Source organism: Mesorhizobium sp. CNPSo 4684 (assembly GCF_057784315.1).
This window is the reverse complement of record NZ_JBWLUX010000006.1, coordinates 168,915-184,053: the sequence shown is the minus strand read 5'-3', so window position 1 is coordinate 184,053 and position 15,139 is coordinate 168,915. Positions and strand designations below refer to the sequence as shown.

Below are 15,139 nucleotides of genomic sequence, written 5' to 3'. Positions count from 1 at the left end.
TATCTCCTCGCCACTTAGCTGTGATCCTGTTATGGAGCGCGTCAACCCGAACATCGGAACAGATTTTCGGAAATGATCATGCGCCACATCAAAGTGCTATAGCGTTCGTTGCGCGCCCCAAAGGATGCGCCACGCTGTAGCAGCGCAAACGGACAAAGGCCACATGGACGACAACGACAAGAAATCCCCGCGCCACAAAGGCCCGGGCAAAAGCGGTCCGAGAGCCGCGGGGCCGCGCCGTGATGGCGCCGCCGGCAAGGGCGGCAAGCCTTCCTTCGGGGCCAAGAAACCCTATGCGCCACGCGGTGCCCGGCCGGCAGCGGCTGAAGGCGAGCGGCCGAAGCGCGACTTCAAGAGCGGCGACCGGCCGTTCAGCAAGGGTCCGCGCCCCGAAGGCAAGCCTTTCGAAAAGCGCGAAGGTCCGCGCAAGCCTTATGCGCCGCGCGGCGACCGGCCGATGGCAGCCGATGGCGAGCGGCCCAAGCGCGACTTCAAGAGCGGCGACCGGCCGTTCAGCAAGGGGCCGCGTCCCGAAGGCAAGCCTTTCGAAAAGCGCGAAGGGCCGCGCAAGCCCTATGCGCCGCGCGGCGACCGGCCGATGGCGGCCGATGGCGAACGACCGAAGCGCGACTTCAAGAGCGGCGACCGGCCGTTCAGCAAGGGGCCGCGTACCGAGGGCAAGCCCTACGAGAAGCGCGAAGGTCCGCGCAAGCCCTACGCACCGCGCGAAGGCGAAAACCGTTTCGACCGGCCAAAGCGCGATTTCGGCGATCGTCCGCAGCGCGACGCCGGTGATCGGCCCAAGCGTGACTTCGCGGATCGCCCCAAGCGCGATTTCGGTGGTGACCGGCCGCAAGGTGTATCCGGCAGCGGCTTCAAGCCGCGTCCGCGCGCCGTGGAGACGGAAGAAGCCGGCGAGCGCATCGCCAAGCGGCTGGCCCGCGCCGGCCTTGCTTCGCGACGCGATGCCGAGGATCTGATCGCGGCCGGCCGCGTCAAGGTCAACAACCGGATTTTGACCTCACCGGCCTTCAACGTCATGCCCGGCGACATCATCCATCTCGACGGCATGGAAATTCCGCCGATCGAGCGCACAAGGCTCTTCCTGTTTCACAAGCCGGCCGGAGTCGTTACCACCAACCGCGACCCCGAGGGGCGCAAGACCGTGTTCGACGTGCTGCCCGCCGAATTGCCGCGGCTGATGACCATCGGCCGGCTCGACATCAACACCGAAGGCCTGCTGCTGCTCACCAATGATGGCGGTCTGTCGCGCGTGCTCGAACTGCCTGCCACCGGCTGGCTGCGCCGTTACCGCGTGCGCGTTCATGGCAAGGTCGAGGAAAGCATGCTCGCGGGCCTGCGTGAAGGCATTGCCGTCGACGGCGTCTTCTACGGCGCCATCGAGGCGACGCTCGACCGTGAGCAAGGCACCAACGCCTGGCTGACGATCGGCCTGCGCGAAGGCAAGAATCGGGAAGTGAAGAACATCCTCGGTTCGCTCGGCCTCGACGTGACGCGGCTGATCCGCATCTCCTACGGGCCGTTCCAGCTCGACGACCTCGCCGAAGGCCATGTGCTGGAGATCAAGGGCCGCGTCTTGCGCGACCAGCTCGGCGAACGCCTGATCGAGGATTCCGGTGCCAATTTCGACGCCGAGATCACCAAGCCGTTCTCCAACCAGCCGGTGCGGCGTGAGCGCGAAGTGGAGCCCGAACGACCGAAATTCACCCGCGAGGGCGACCGCCGGCCGATCGGCGAGGGCGGTCTGATCAAGAACCGCAAGCGCCGCGAGGGCAGCCGCGACGAGGCGTTGGGCAAGCTGTCGACCAGCCCTGAAAGGGGTGCAAGGCCGGAAAAGAGCTTTGGCGAACGCGGCCCGCGACCCGAGCGCGGCGAGTTTTCAGACAAGCCGCGCGGCAATTTCGGCGATAAGCCCCGCGGTGGCTTCGGCGATAAACCCCGTGGCGCCTTTGGTGACAAACCGCGTGGCGGCAAAAAACCTGAGCGCGAGCAGCGGCCGATCGAGCCGCCGGGCCAGCGCAAGGCCAATGTCTGGATGGCGCCGGGTGCGCGCCCGATCGGCAAGGGCAGGGCGGAAGCCGATGCCGCCAAGGCGGCCAACGCCAAGGCGCGCAAGGCCTCGTTCAAGCCGGCCTATGGCAAGCCGGGTGGCGCCAAGCCGTTTGGCAAGCCGCGCGGCGAGCGTCCGGATGGCGGTCGGGGCGGTGAGCGGCCGCGCAACGGTCCCAAGGGCCCCCGGACCAGATGAGAGCCGGACTTAAATGAGACCCGGACTTAAATGAGGATCGTCGGCGGCCAATTTCGCGGGCGTCCGTTGGCGACGCCGCGCGACCATGCCATCCGCCCGACCACCGACCGCGCCCGCGAGGCCGTCTTCAACGTGCTGGCGCACCGCTTCGCCGACAAGCTCGAGGGCGCGCGTGTGCTCGACCTGTTCGCCGGCACCGGCGCGCTCGGCCTTGAAGCGCTGTCGCGCGGCGCCTCCTATGGCGTCTTCATCGAGGAATCGGCGGAAGGGCGCGGCCTGATCCGCACCAATGTCGAAGCCTTTGGCCTCACCGGCCGCACCAAGATCTTTCGCCGCGACGCGACTGCCTTGGGCGACGCCGGCACGCTTGCCGCCTTTGGCCTGATCTTCGCCGATCCGCCGTATGGCAAAGGTCTCGGCGAGCGCGCACTGCGTTCGGCCAAGGCAGGCGGCTGGCTGCTGCCCGGCGCGCTCTGCGTGGTCGAGGAAGCCGCCTCGGCGCCCTTCGAGGTTGGGCCTGAATTCTCGGTGGTTGATGAGCGCAACTACGGCGAGACGGTGATCCGGTTCATCGAGGCTGGGTGATTAGGCTCCACCTTCTCCCACGAGGGAGAAGGAAGAAACAGCGCCTTCAAAATGACGCACAATTCACTTTGCCTCGGTGGCTAACCTTGCCTATCGTCGCGCGATAACAAACCGGAGCCATTGATGACACTTCATACTGAATGGCTGCGGAGAGCGTTGCTCGCCACCGCGCTGACCGTGGCCGGCCCGGCCCTGGCTGCGGACGACGGCAAGGTGGCGAACTTCCTGCTCGACAACGGCATGGAAGTGGTGGTCATCCCCGACCATCGTGCCCCCATCGTCACCCATATGGTGTGGTACAAGATCGGCAGCGCCGACGAGCCGCCAGGCAAGTCCGGCATCGCGCATTTCTTCGAACATCTGATGTTCAAGGCCACGACCAACCACGCCGCGGGCGAGTTCGACCGCGCCATTTCGGACATAGGCGGCTCCAACAACGCCTTCACTTCCTATGACTACACCGCCTTCCACGAGACGGTGACGCCCTCGGCGCTCGAACAGATGATGAACTTCGAGGCCGACCGCATGCGCAACCTCATCTTGACCGACGAGGTCATCAAGACCGAGCGCGACGTGATCCTGGAAGAGCGCCGCTCGCGCATCGACAGCAACCCCGAGGCCGTGCTCGACGAGGAGGTCGATGCGACGCTCTGGCAGAACCAGCCCTACCGCATTCCGGTGATCGGCTGGATGCAGGAGATGGAGCAGCTGAACCGCACCGATGCGGTTGCCTTCTATGACAAGTATTACCGCCCCAACAATGCCGTGCTGATCGTTGCCGGCGATGTCGAGCCGGATGCGGTGAAGGCGCTGGCCGAAAAGACCTATGGCAAGGTCGCGCGCGGCCCGGACCTGCCGCCGCGCATCCGCCCGGTCGAACCGGAGCAGAACACCAGGCGCACGGTGACGCTCACCGATGGGCGCATTTCGGTGCCGAGCTTTTCGACGCAATGGGTGGTTCCGTCCTACCACACCGCAAAGCCCGGCGAGGCCGAGGCGCTCGACCTGTTGGGAGAGATTCTTGGCGGCGGCAGCCGCAGCCGGCTTTACCAGCAGCTCGTGGTCAAGCAGGGCATCGCATCGGGGACCGGCGCCTTCTTCCAGGGAACCATGCTCGACGCCACCAATTTCACCGTCTATGGCGCGCCGCGCGGCGACGCCAAGCTGAGCGACGTCGAGGCGGCCGTCGACGCCGAGATCGCCCGCATCGTCAAGGACGGCGTCACCGCCGACGAGTTGGAGAAGGCCAAGGCCCGCTACATCAGGGCCCTGATCTTCGCCCACGACAAGCAGGACGAGATGGCCAATCTCTACGGCGCCGAGCTCGCCACCGGCGGTAATGTGAAGGACATCGAGGAATGGCCGGACCGCATCCGCAAGGTCACCGCCGACGAGATCAAGGCGGTCGCCGCCCGCTATTTGCTGCTCGACCGTTCGACCACCGGCTATCTCTTGCCGCAGCAACAGGCGGGGAATTGATGATGAGCCTGGTTTCCATGAGCATGCGCGAGACTGCCCCCTCATCCGGCCGCTTCGCGGCCACCTTCTCCCCGCTGGGGAGAAGAGGCGGGCGCCAGCGCTGGCAAGCTCCTCTCCCCATCGGGGAGAGGTCAGCCGAGCGAAGCGGAGGCTGGGTGAGGGGGAGTGCCGCGCTCCGTACCTTCACCGCCCTGTTCCTCGCCATCCTCTTCCTCGTCCTGCCGGCGCTTGCCGCGCGCGCGATGGACATCCAGCAGGTGACCTCGTCAAAGGGCATCAACGCCTGGCTGGTCGAGGATCACTCCATTCCGATCGTCGCCATTCGCTTCGTCTTCGATGGTGGCTCGACGCAGGATCCGGCCGGCAAGGAGGGGCTGGTCAATCTGATGACCGGCCTGTTCGACGAGGGCGCCGGCGACCTCGACAGCGAGGCCTTTCAGACCAGGCTTGACGATGCCGGCGCCGAAATGGGTTTCGACGCGGCGCGCGACGGCACCTATGGCTCGATGCGCATGCTGGCCGAGCAGAAGGATGCGGCCTTCGACCTGCTCAGGCTGGCGGTTACCAGCCCGCGCTTCGACCAGGCGCCGATCGACCGCATCCGCTCCCAGATATTGTCCGGCATCATCGCCAGTGAGCGCGACCCCAACACCGTCGCCCAGACCAAATGGCTGCGCGCCATCTATGGCGACCATCCCTACTCCCGGCCGGACCAGGGCACCAAAGACAGCATCGCCACCATCACTGCGGCGGATCTGGCTGCCTTCCACAAGGCCAATTTCGCCCGCAACGGCCTGCATGTCGCGGTGGTCGGCGACATCGACGCCGCGACGCTGAAACAGAAGCTCGATGACGTGTTCGGCGATCTTCCCGAAAAGCAGCTGCTGCGGCCGGTAGCCGATACCGAGCTGAAGCTCGGCCAGCAGCTCGAGGTCGATTACGACCTGCCGCAGACCTCGCTGCAGTTCGCCTATCCCGGCGTGAAGCGCGATGCGCCGGATTTTTTCCCGGCGGTGCTCATGAACCAGATTCTCGGTGGCGGCACCTTCACCTCGCGCCTCTATGACGAGGTGCGCGAAAAGCGCGGCCTGGCCTACAGCGTCGATTCCAGCCTGGTCGATCACCAGCATTCCAACGCGCTGATCATCACCACGGCGACGCGTTCGGACCGCGCGGCCGAGACGCTCGCCATCGTCAAGGACGTGGTCAAGAAGATGGCCGAGGAGGGGCCGACAGAGGCCGAACTGGACGCAACCAAGAAATACATGGTCGGCTCCTATGCCATCAGCAATCTGGATTCTTCCAGCGCCATTGCATCGACGCTGGTGGAATTGCAGCTCGACCATCTCGGCATCGACTACGTGCAGCGCCGTTCAGCGCTCATCAACGGCGTGACGCTCGATCAGGTCAAGGCAGCGGCGAAGAAGCTGCTGTCGGCGGCCCCTGCGATCATGAGCATCGGCCCGAAGCTGGAGGCCAAATGACAGGTCCCACTTTCGGCATCGCCTTTGGCGGCGGCGGCGCTCGCGGCCTGGCTCACATTCACATCGTCGAGGCTCTGGACGAGCTCGGCATCAAGCCGGTGGCCATCGCCGGCTCCTCGATCGGCGCCATCATGGGCGCCGGCATGGCCTCTGGCATGAGCGGCAAGGACATCGAGGGCTATGCCCGTTCGATCCTGGGCCGTCGTGCCGAGGTGGCAGCGCGCATGTGGCGCTCGCGGCCGGGCACCATCGCCGAGGCAATGCAAGGCGGCATCCGCGTCGGCCAGTTCAACATCGAGCGCATCCTGAAGGCCTTCCTGCCCGAAGCGATCCCTGAAACCTTCGCCGACCTTCAGATCCCGCTCAAGGTGACGGCGACCGACTATTTCGGCCACAAGCTGGCCGTCTTCGACGATGGCGACCTGCATTCGGCCTTGGCGGCTTCGGCCGCCATTCCCGCCGTGTTCCGCCCGGTGACGCGCGACGACCGCGTGCTGATCGACGGCGGCATCTACAATCCGGTGCCGTTCGACCTGATCGAAAACGCCGCCGACATCATCATCGCCATCGATGTCGTCGGCGCGCCGAGCGAGGCCGAGCGCAAGCACCCGACCACCGTCGACCTGATGTACGGCGCCACGCAATTGATGATGCAGTCGATCATCGCCCACAAGCTGAAGCAGGGGCCGCCCGACATCCTGATCCGCCCCAACGTGTCGAAGTACCGCGTGCTCGATTTCATGAAGATCGACGCGCTGATGGCCGAGACGCAGGAGATCAAGGACGAGCTGAAGCGCGAGGTGGAAAGGGTGGTCGAGGCACGCGCCAAGGGCAAGCGAGGGAAGAAGGCCGGGTGAACTGCTAATCTCCCCCCTTGAGGGGGAGATGGCCGGCAGGCCAGAGGGGGTCGGTTCGACTGGATACGACCTCCTTGCGACAGATGAGGTGGGCGCTTTACGCGCAGCGACCCCCTCTGTCGCCTTCGGCGACATCTCCCCCCTCAAGGGGAGAGATCAGCCTTCACTTCCCCGCCGCATATTCCAGTGCTACCACGCCATTGCTGAACGTCATGGCCGAGATCGGCTCCAGCGCCACAGGCATGTCGGTCGGAAACAGCTTCTTGCCCTCGCCAACAGTGCCGGGGTAGCTCAGCAGCCTGACGCGGTCGACCAGGCCGTGGCGCAGCAGCTCCTGCGCGACGCTGAGGCTGCCATGCAAATAGATGTTGCCGCCACTGCCTTGCTTCAGCTTGCTCACTGCTTCCGGCAAGGAACCCGCAAGCAATTCCGCCGGCTTCCAGTCCAGCGCCTTCAGGCTGGCCGACGCGACATATTTCGGCAGCCCATTGAACCGGTCGGCGAAGTCGCCGGTCTCGCTCGGCCAGGAGCCGGCAAAGATCTCATAGGTCGTGCGCCCCAGAAGCATGGCGCCGCTATCGGCAAGCTCTCCTCCTTGAACCTTTGCATTTCATCGTTCCAGGTCACTTTGGGCAGCTTCTCGACCTCGGCAATGCCGTCGACGCTGATGAATTCGGTGACGATGAGTTTTCGCATGACGTTCTCCTTTTTTGGCCAGAGGACGGATGGCGGAGACTTGATGCTACACGCAACGAGGGGAAAATTCTTCCGGCCTGAAATAAACTCCCGAGATCGGATTTTGGTGTTACATCGCAGGCAGATATTTCCCAGGAACGGATTGCAGGACGATCATGGGATTCGGAGTCTTCATTCACCGATGGGATTCGAGATACAATGATCGCCCTACAGAGCAATACCAGTTTCCTCGCCCGTATCTCAGCCGCGTCGAAGCATGCGTCGCAGAGCGTCCCACCTGATCGGAGAAAGAGGTTGTCAGTCTGAAGGTGGCGGTGATGCGGCGTCGAATTCCGGGTGTTCGATTTGATGATGAAATCAAGGACGCTGAAGCGGATATTGAGAAGGCGGTGGAGGTGCTGGGCGGCGAGGGCGCGCGGGTGGAACGGCCGCTGATGATCCAAAGCGGACTCCCCGAGGCGAAGGCGCATGACCGCTTTGCGCCGCTTGTCGGTCGTTGAGGGCACCTTTGCCACCTTGTGAAAGCAGACATTGCTGGCGACGAGGCTTGACGGTCGCGGTCGCGACAGGCGCAAAGATCAGTCGAGGCTGATCCGCGTTCCCTTGGCGCCGTTGAGCAGCCGCTTGAGATGGAAGCTGGCGAGCTGGTCGTCCGGACATTTGCCGATCTGCGCGGCGAAAGCCGTAAGCGCGTTTGCATCGCCGGCCTCCAATCTGCCGAAGGCTTCGAGATAGCTCGCCGTCGAAGGATCATCATACTGCTTTGACGACAAAGGCTCGAACGCGCGCAGCGCCTCGGCCCTGCCGCGCAGCATCAGATCGCCGACCGGCCGTCCGCGGAAGCCGTCGACCCTTGCAGCCGCGCTCGCGCTGACGCAGATACGCGTGCCCAGCTGCTTGTTGGCGCTTTCCAGCCGCGCCGCGATATTAATGGTGTCGCCATAGGCCGTGTAGTCGAAGAAGCGGCCTCCGCCGAAATTTCCGACCAGCGCCGGACCTGCATGGACGCCGATGCGGGTCGTACCGACCGCGACGCCCTTGTCGCGCCAGCTATCGCGGAACGATTGCGACAGCGCGTCGAGCTCGAGCGCGCAGGCAACCGCGCGCGCCGCATGGTCCTGCTGCTCGCCAGGCGCGCCGAACAGCACATGCAGCGCATCGCCGACGATCTTGGCGACAGTGCCTTCATGCGCGAACACGACGTCGGTCATGCCGGCCAAATAGTCGTTGAGGAGCGCGCCTAGCGTGGCAGGGTCGATCGTTTCCACCAGCGTGGTGAAGCTGGTAATGTCAGTGAACAGCGAGGCGACCTCGCGCCATTGCCCGGCTAGCGCCAGCCCGTCGGCGTCGCCGGCCAGCCGCTCGGCCAGATTGGGCGAGAAATAGCGCGACAGCGATGCATGCGCGCGCTCCGCGACTGCTTGCCGCCGATGCGCCTCTTGCAGCACCTCGCGATGCTTCAAGGTCTTGGCGATCGTGGTCTCCAGGTCGGCAAAGTCGATCGGCTTAGTGATGAAGTCGAAGGCGCCGCGGTTCATCGCAGTACGGATGTTGGCCATGTCACCGTAAGCGGAGACGATGACCGTCGAAAGCTGCTGACCCTCGGCCTGCTGCAGCTTCTCCAGCAGCGACAGGCCGTCCATACGGGGCATGTTGATGTCGCACAGCACCATGTCGATGTCGCTGTTGCCGTCGATGACGGACAGGGCGTCCACACCATCGCTGGCAAACAGGAAAATGACCGCGCCGTCGCGGATCTGACGCCGGAACTTCTGGACGATCAAGACCTCAAGATCGGGCTCGTCGTCGACCACGAGGATGCGCGCCGTCACGCCACCATTCCCAGCCGGGTTTCGATCTGTTGCCTGAGCGCCGAAAAGTCGATCGGCTTGGTCAGCAGCGCTTCGGCACCGTTCTCCAACGCCTTGCGCTTGGTTTCGGCGTCGCCATAGGCGGTGATCATGATGACCGGGACGTCGGGCCGCAGCACCTTGATCTTCGGCAGCAGCTCGAGCCCGCTCATGCCGGGCATATTGATGTCGGACAGCACCAGGATCAGTGTCACCCCTTCGGCGTGGTCGATCTGCTCCAACGCATCGACTGCCGATTGCGCGAACTCCATGGTGAAGCGGCTGGCTCGGATGTCGCGGCGGAACTGCTGGCGAAACAGCGGCTCGACGTCGGGCTCGTCGTCGACGACCAGGATGAGGAGGCTCATACTTCACCTCCCGATTTTGCGAGCGAGGCCGCAGCGCGCGGCAGCACGATCCGGAACTCGGTGAACTCGCCTGGCTGGCTGTCGACGTCGATCGTGCCGGCATGCTGTTTGACGACGATGTCGTGGCTGAGCGACAGGCCGAGCCCGGTGCCCTCGCCGGCTGGCTTGGTCGTGAAGAATGGGTTGAACATCTTCTCTTTCACCTCCGGCGGAATGCCGGTGCCGTTGTCGCGGATCCTGATTTCGACACGGTCGCCGAGACTCCTGGTGGTGGCGGAGAGCGTCGGCTCATAGCCCGCGCCATTCGCCGCGGCGCTGCGCTTGGCCGTTGCATAAAAGCCGTTGGAGATGAGGTTGAGAAGCACCCGCGTGATCTCCTGCGGGTAGAGATCGACATCCCCCGCCTGCGGGTCGAAATTCCGCGTCAGCGTGACGTTGAATCCCGGCCTTTCGGCGCGCGCCCCGTGATAGGCAAGGTTCAGGCTCTCCTCCACGATGGCATTGATGTCAATCGGACGATGCTCTCCTGAACCCGCGCGCGAATGCAGCAGCATGTTCCTGACAATGGAATCGGCCCGCTTGCCGTGCTGGACCACCTTGTCGAGATTGCTCTTGAGAATGGCTGTCAGCTCGCCGACCTCTTCGCGCACGGATGCCTCCAAAGGCGCTCCGGCCAGCACACTGTTCAAATCATCGATGAGTTCGCCGGAGAGCGTTGAGAAGTTGTTGACGAAGTTGAGCGGGTTCTTGATCTCGTGGGCGATACCGGCGGTCAACTGGCCGAGTGAGGCGAGCTTCTCCGTTTGCACGAGGCGGTCCTGCGCGGTCCTCAGATCTTCGAGCGAGCGTGACAATTCGCGGGTACGCGCCTGCACCTCGTCGAACAGCCGGACGTTTTCGATCGCTATGCCGGACTGGTCGGCAAACGTCTCGACGAGCTCGATCTGCCTCGGCGTGAAGTCCCGCACCTGTGACCGCGTCAGCGCGAACACGCCGACCGGCGCGCCTTCGCGCAAGATCGGAACACATAGAATGGTCCGGTAGCCGCCGAGCTTCTGAAGCTGCGTTGCCCCGTAGTCCGGGTCGGCGAGCACGTCCGAAACGTGGACGGCGCGGGCTTCGAGGGCCACCCTTCCGGTGACGCTGTCGCGACCGGCGGCGAAGGGATTGGCTTTGGCGAAAGCCGCGGCTTCAGGCAAATTGCCGTACTCGGCCGACCACCGGTAGAGATCGCCGTCACGCTTGAAGATGACGCTCGTGTCCGCGTCGCACAGCTTGGCCGCTGATTCTGCCAGCGTGTCGAGAACCGGCTGCAGGTCGAATGTGGAACGGCTGATCGCCTTCAGAACATCCGCCGTTGCCGTCTGCAGCTGCAGCGATTCGCTCAATTCCGCCGTGCGGGCCTGTACCTCGTCGAACAAGCGGACATTTTCAATGGCGATCACCGCTTGGTCGGCGAAAGTCTCGACCAGCTCGATCTGCTTTGGCGAGAATGGTCCGGGCGCCTTGCGCATGACCAGAAGCAACCCCATCAGCTCCGTACCGCGCAGAAGCGGAACGCCGAGGATGCAGCGAACGCCGCGCTGCCGCGCCACGTCGGTGAAGGTGAACTCGGGATCGGCTTCGAAATCCGGTACGTGAACGGTTTTCTGTTCCAGCAGAACGCGCCCCGACACCGATCCGCGCCCCGGCTGGCGCATGATCTTGGTATGGGCAGGGGCCGCTTCCGGATCTCGGCTGAAGGTCGTGGTCCACTGAAATCCGTCGTCGACCAGACGATAGAAATCGGCAATGTCCGCGTCGCAGAGGTGCGCGGCGGACTCTGCCAGGGTGTCAAGGACGTTCTGCAGGTCGAAGGCCGACCGGCTGATGACCTTGAGCACGTCTGCTGTCGCTGTCTGCTGCTGAAGCGACTCGCTTAGCTCCGCGGTCCGCGCCTTGACCTCATCAAACAGGCGGACATTTTCGATGGCGATCACGGCCTGGTCGGCGAAGGTCTTCAGAAGTTCGACTTGCTTAGCGGCAAGAAAGCCCGTCTCAGCACGCCCGACTGCTATGCAACCGATGGGCAGGCCGTCACGCAGTATCGGCACGGCGACAGCACTGCGCAGGCCCGAAAAAGCCGCCGCGGCGCGATGCGTGAATTCACTATCCAAGGTGAGGTCCGGGATCTGCGCCACGTCAAGATATAGAATTGCCCGTTCGGCAGCGCTGCCGCGAGTAGGTGCCACGGGAAAGGTGTTGCGCACGATCTCAACGCTTTCTTCGGTGATGCCGTGATGCGCGACGAAATGCAGAAGCTCGCCGTCAAATCTGTAGACAAAGCAGAACTGCGCTTCGCATAGACGGGCGGCGCTTTGCGCGATCATATTAAACACTGGCTGCCCATCGGTGGGCGAGCGGCTGATAACGCTAAGCACATCGCTGGTCGCCGTCTGGTACTCCAGCGCCTCTGTGGCCTCCCGTGTCCGCTGCTGCACCTCCTCGAAAAGGCGGACGTTCTCGATCGCAATTACGGCCTGGTCGGCAAAGGTCTGGACAAGTTCGATCTGGCTATCGGTGAAGGGCCCGGGTTCAGGTCGCGTCATTGCGAAGACGCCAATTACCGATCCTTCGCGCATAAGCGGTACACAGAGCACAGCCGAATAACCTCCGAGACGCGGAGCTTCGGGAAGGCCATGTTCTGTGTCCTTGGTAACATCCGGAACATGGACGACTGCCTTGTCGAGTGCTGTTCGGCCGACCCAGGATTGTCGGCTGATCGGACTCGGATTCGCCTCTTCATACGCGCGATACTCCGGGGTTTGGTCGTAGCCTGCCGCAAGCCGGAAGACATCGCCGTCGCGCATAAAGATGCCAGACGTTTTCGCACCGCAGAGCCTCACAGCAGAATCGATAAGTGTCTGCAGGACGCTCTGCAGGTCGAATGCGGAGCGGCTTATGACCTTGAGCACATCCGCGGTCGCTGTCTGCTGCTGTAATGCTTCGCCAAGTTCGGCGGTGCGGGCCTGCACCTCTTCGAAGAGCCGCACATTGCCGATCGCGATGACGGCCTGGTTGGCGAAAGTTTTGAGGAGGCCGATTTGGCTGTCGCTAAAGGGCCGCGCCTCGATGCGCCGGATCATAAGCGCTCCGATTGCTTTTCCTTCCTGCAACAGCGGAGTGGCGAGAATCGCGCGAAAACCGAGACGTTTAGCCATCATTCGGGCAGTTGCAAACTCCTCTCCAGCGATGGTCAAGTCGTGAACGTGGACCGGCACCCGATCCAATACGGCGCGGCCGGTAACGATGTCGCGCGCGACCGGCAAGCCAGCACTGTCAATCGGAATCGGTCCATGATGCGCTCCCACAGCCAGCCTGTCGGAGCGCAGCAGATAGATCGTTGCGTCATAGGCGTCGCAAAGCCGAGCGGCACTTTCAGCGACGGCGTCCAGCACAGGCTGAATGTCCGTAGGAGACCCGGCGATCACTTGCAATATCGCGCCGGTCGCCGTCTGCTTCTCTAGCGCGTCGGTCAGGTCACGGCCACGCGACTCGACCTCTTCGAACAGCCGGACGTTCTCGATGGCTATGACCGCCTGGTCGGCGAAGGTCTTGAGCAGTTCGACCTGCCGATCGGGAAAATCGCCGGCTTCAAGCCGGTCGACCGTGATCACGCCGATCGGAACGCCATCCTTGAGCATCGGCACCGCGACGGTGCTTTGCGAATGCAATAAATCGGCAAGGGCGCCCATCCTATGATCCGGATCGGCCTGATAATCCGGATCGGCCTGTATGTCGGGGATTTGCACTACGGTGCCGCTGCTCACCGCCCGCGCTGCAGCGCTGCCACGTCCTGGTGCCATTGGGAAGCTGCGATCGATCGTCTCGATTGCTTCGGGCGGCACCCCGTAATGGGCCATGAAGTGCAGGAGCGTTCCATCGAACCGGTCGACAAAGCAGAATTGCGCCCCGCAGAGCTTGGCGGCGCTCTGTGCGATCGCGTCGAAGACCGGCTGCGCATCAGTCGGGGATCCGGAGATTGCGCGCAATATCTCGCCGGTGGCCATCTGCTGTTCCAGCGACTCGGCTAGGTCGCGGTTGCGGGACTCGACCTCTTCGAATAGCCGCACGTTCTCGATCGCGATGACCGCCTGATCCGAAAATGTCTGTACCAGTTCGATTTCGCGCGTACTGAACGGCGAGACCGACGAGCGGGCGAGGACGAAGACGCCGGTCACGGCGCCGTCACGCATCAGCGGAACGCCTAGCAGAGTGCGGAAGCCGCCGAGCCGCTGGCCTTCGATGTTTGTATACTCCGGATCGTCGAGAACGTCGGCAATCTGCTCCACGGACCCGCTCTGGGCAACGCGGGCGGCGATGCTGCCCCGGCCCGGCGTGACCGGGAGGTTGTTCATGTGGTCCTGGAATTCTTGGCTCCATCCGATCTGTACCGTCGGCTGCAACACGTCGCCCTGGCGCAGATAGATGTAGCCCATCCCGGAATGACAGAGGTCGGACGCGGACTTCACAAGCGTATGCAGCACGGAATCGAGATCGAACGCCGAACTGCTGATCGTCTTCAACACTTCGGCCGTCGCAGTCTGCTGATCCAGCGACTCGGCCAGTTCACGATTGTGCCCCTCGACTTTCTCGAACAGCCGGGCATTCTCGATGGCGATCACGGCTTGGTCGGCGAAGCTCTCGACCAGTTCGACTTGACGCGGTGAAAATAGCCCGATCATCCGCCGCGCCATGCCGAATACGCCGATGGTCTCCTGACCCCGCTTCAGCGGAACAGAAAGTACTCCGCGGAAACTGCCGATGATTGCGGCTTCCGGCCTTTCGTATTCCGGGTCTTCAAGCGCGTCCGCCACATGGATCGTCAATCCCTCCAGCGCGGCGCGGCCCTGGAACGTCCCTCGTCCCACGACATGTGGGTGGGCCCGTTCGTATGCATGCAGCTCAGCAGCCTGCCCGCCGCCTGCCATGAACCGCAACGTATCGCCAACGCGCAACGTGATTGCGCCCATGTCCGCCCCGGCCAGGCGTATAGCCGAGTCGACCAGCGTCTGCAGTACCGGTTGGATGTCGGTCGGCGATGCGGCGATCACCCTGAGGATCGCACTCGTCGCATTCTGCTGCTCAAGGAGATTGGCGACCTCTGCGGTGCGTACCTGATTTTCTTCGCGCGCCGCTGTCAACTCGGATCGGAGCGAGCTGATCGTCATCTCTGAGTCGGAGTCTGGCCCTCCCACAGAGGTGCTCCTCTTTTTCTCTGCTCAGTGTCGGCTCTGGCCAGCCCAGCGTCAAGTTTGGTGACCTGCAATGTCCGTGCGTCACGCAGAGCGGCCGCTTTGGTGATGCACCTGAGCGCCGGCTTTCGGAGCTATCGCAGATAGGGAATACTTCCGAGATGGGGTCGTAGGCGGAGTGTCCGCTTTTTCGCGCCTTGACCTAAAGCCAGTCGGTCAGCTTCCGGCCAAAAGGCGACATCGGAAGATCTGCTCGTCAATGGTCACTTCTGACGCAAATCGGTCGCAACGAACAACTGCGTCGATCGCGTCGCCAC

The 15,139-nt window shown here is 63.5% G+C and carries 10 protein-coding genes and 1 pseudogene; 7 read left to right on the top strand and 4 right to left on the bottom strand.

The window, feature by feature from the left end; translation table 11 throughout:
- Positions 1 to 163: 163 nt before the first annotated feature.
- The 5 genes from AC04SG_RS07680 to AC04SG_RS07660 all read left to right on the top strand — a co-directional run bounded on the left by AC04SG_RS07680 (position 164) and on the right by AC04SG_RS07660 (position 6,674).
- On the top strand, positions 164 to 2,269 hold the full coding sequence (locus AC04SG_RS07680) for a pseudouridine synthase (protein ID WP_488550533.1): 2,106 nt from the start codon (positions 164 to 166) through the stop codon (positions 2,267 to 2,269).
- Positions 2,270 to 2,299: 30 nt separating this feature from the next.
- Positions 2,300 to 2,854 (top strand): 16S rRNA (guanine(966)-N(2))-methyltransferase RsmD, encoded by a 555-nt coding sequence (gene rsmD, locus AC04SG_RS07675; protein ID WP_488550532.1) that lies wholly within the window; start codon positions 2,300 to 2,302, stop codon positions 2,852 to 2,854.
- Between the two features lie 123 nt (positions 2,855 to 2,977).
- Positions 2,978 to 4,333, top strand: a complete 1,356-nt coding sequence (locus AC04SG_RS07670; protein ID WP_488550531.1) for a M16 family metallopeptidase — start codon at positions 2,978 to 2,980, stop codon at positions 4,331 to 4,333.
- Between the two features lie 155 nt (positions 4,334 to 4,488).
- Positions 4,489 to 5,817, top strand: a complete 1,329-nt coding sequence (locus tag AC04SG_RS07665) for a M16 family metallopeptidase (protein WP_488550530.1) — start codon at positions 4,489 to 4,491, stop codon at positions 5,815 to 5,817.
- Complete coding sequence (locus tag AC04SG_RS07660) at positions 5,814 to 6,674, top strand: patatin-like phospholipase family protein (protein WP_488550529.1); 861 nt, start codon at positions 5,814 to 5,816, stop codon at positions 6,672 to 6,674. The genes AC04SG_RS07665 and AC04SG_RS07660 overlap by 4 nt, the downstream gene beginning before the upstream one ends.
- Before the next feature lie 163 nt (positions 6,675 to 6,837).
- Here the strand turns inward: AC04SG_RS07660 and AC04SG_RS07655 are convergent, their stop codons facing one another.
- Entirely contained in the window at positions 6,838 to 7,242 is a 405-nt protein-coding gene (locus AC04SG_RS07655; protein ID WP_488550528.1) for a dihydrofolate reductase family protein, read from the bottom strand.
- Positions 7,243 to 7,525: 283 nt separating this feature from the next.
- Between AC04SG_RS07655 and AC04SG_RS07650 the strand changes: the two are divergent.
- Positions 7,526 to 7,639: pseudogene (locus AC04SG_RS07650) on the top strand (HNH endonuclease); the annotation flags it as partial.
- A 48-nt stretch (positions 7,640 to 7,687) separates the two neighbouring features.
- Positions 7,688 to 7,870, top strand: coding sequence for a hypothetical protein (locus AC04SG_RS07645; RefSeq protein ID WP_488550527.1), 183 nt, complete (start codon positions 7,688 to 7,690; stop codon positions 7,868 to 7,870).
- A 78-nt stretch (positions 7,871 to 7,948) separates the two neighbouring features.
- Here AC04SG_RS07645 and AC04SG_RS07640 read toward each other — a convergent pair whose 3' ends face one another.
- The 3 genes from AC04SG_RS07640 to AC04SG_RS07630 are packed head-to-tail and all read right to left on the bottom strand — an operon-like array spanning position 7,949 to position 14,798.
- The gene (locus tag AC04SG_RS07640; protein WP_488550526.1) at positions 7,949 to 9,202 is read right to left on the bottom strand and encodes an adenylate/guanylate cyclase domain-containing protein; all 1,254 of its coding nucleotides are present in this window, start codon (positions 9,200 to 9,202) and stop codon (positions 7,949 to 7,951) included.
- Positions 9,199 to 9,588, bottom strand: coding sequence for a response regulator (locus AC04SG_RS07635; protein WP_488550525.1), 390 nt, complete (start codon positions 9,586 to 9,588; stop codon positions 9,199 to 9,201). The genes AC04SG_RS07640 and AC04SG_RS07635 overlap by 4 nt, the downstream gene beginning before the upstream one ends.
- Positions 9,585 to 14,798, bottom strand: coding sequence for a GAF domain-containing protein (locus tag AC04SG_RS07630; protein WP_488550524.1), 5,214 nt, complete (start codon positions 14,796 to 14,798; stop codon positions 9,585 to 9,587). Before AC04SG_RS07630 ends, AC04SG_RS07635 begins: the two co-directional genes overlap by 4 nt.
- Positions 14,799 to 15,139: the final 341 nt, after the last annotated feature.

Bases quoted from the DNA above. Each gene is read 5' to 3' on its own strand.
- AC04SG_RS07670 (WP_488550531.1), top strand. From the start codon at position 2,978: ATGACACTTCATACTGAATGGCTGCGGAGAGCGTTGCTCGCCACCGCG.
- AC04SG_RS07645 (WP_488550527.1), top strand. From the start codon at position 7,688: ATGCGGCGTCGAATTCCGGGTGTTCGATTTGATGATGAAATCAAGGAC.
- AC04SG_RS07680 (WP_488550533.1), top strand. From the start codon at position 164: ATGGACGACAACGACAAGAAATCCCCGCGCCACAAAGGCCCGGGCAAA.
- AC04SG_RS07655 (WP_488550528.1), bottom strand. From the start codon at position 7,242: ATGCTTCTGGGGCGCACGACCTATGAGATCTTTGCCGGCTCCTGGCCG.
- AC04SG_RS07635 (WP_488550525.1), bottom strand. From the start codon at position 9,588: ATGAGCCTCCTCATCCTGGTCGTCGACGACGAGCCCGACGTCGAGCCG.
- AC04SG_RS07660 (WP_488550529.1), top strand. From the start codon at position 5,814: ATGACAGGTCCCACTTTCGGCATCGCCTTTGGCGGCGGCGGCGCTCGC.
- rsmD (WP_488550532.1), top strand. From the start codon at position 2,300: ATGAGGATCGTCGGCGGCCAATTTCGCGGGCGTCCGTTGGCGACGCCG.
- AC04SG_RS07630 (WP_488550524.1), bottom strand. From the start codon at position 14,798: ATGACGATCAGCTCGCTCCGATCCGAGTTGACAGCGGCGCGCGAAGAA.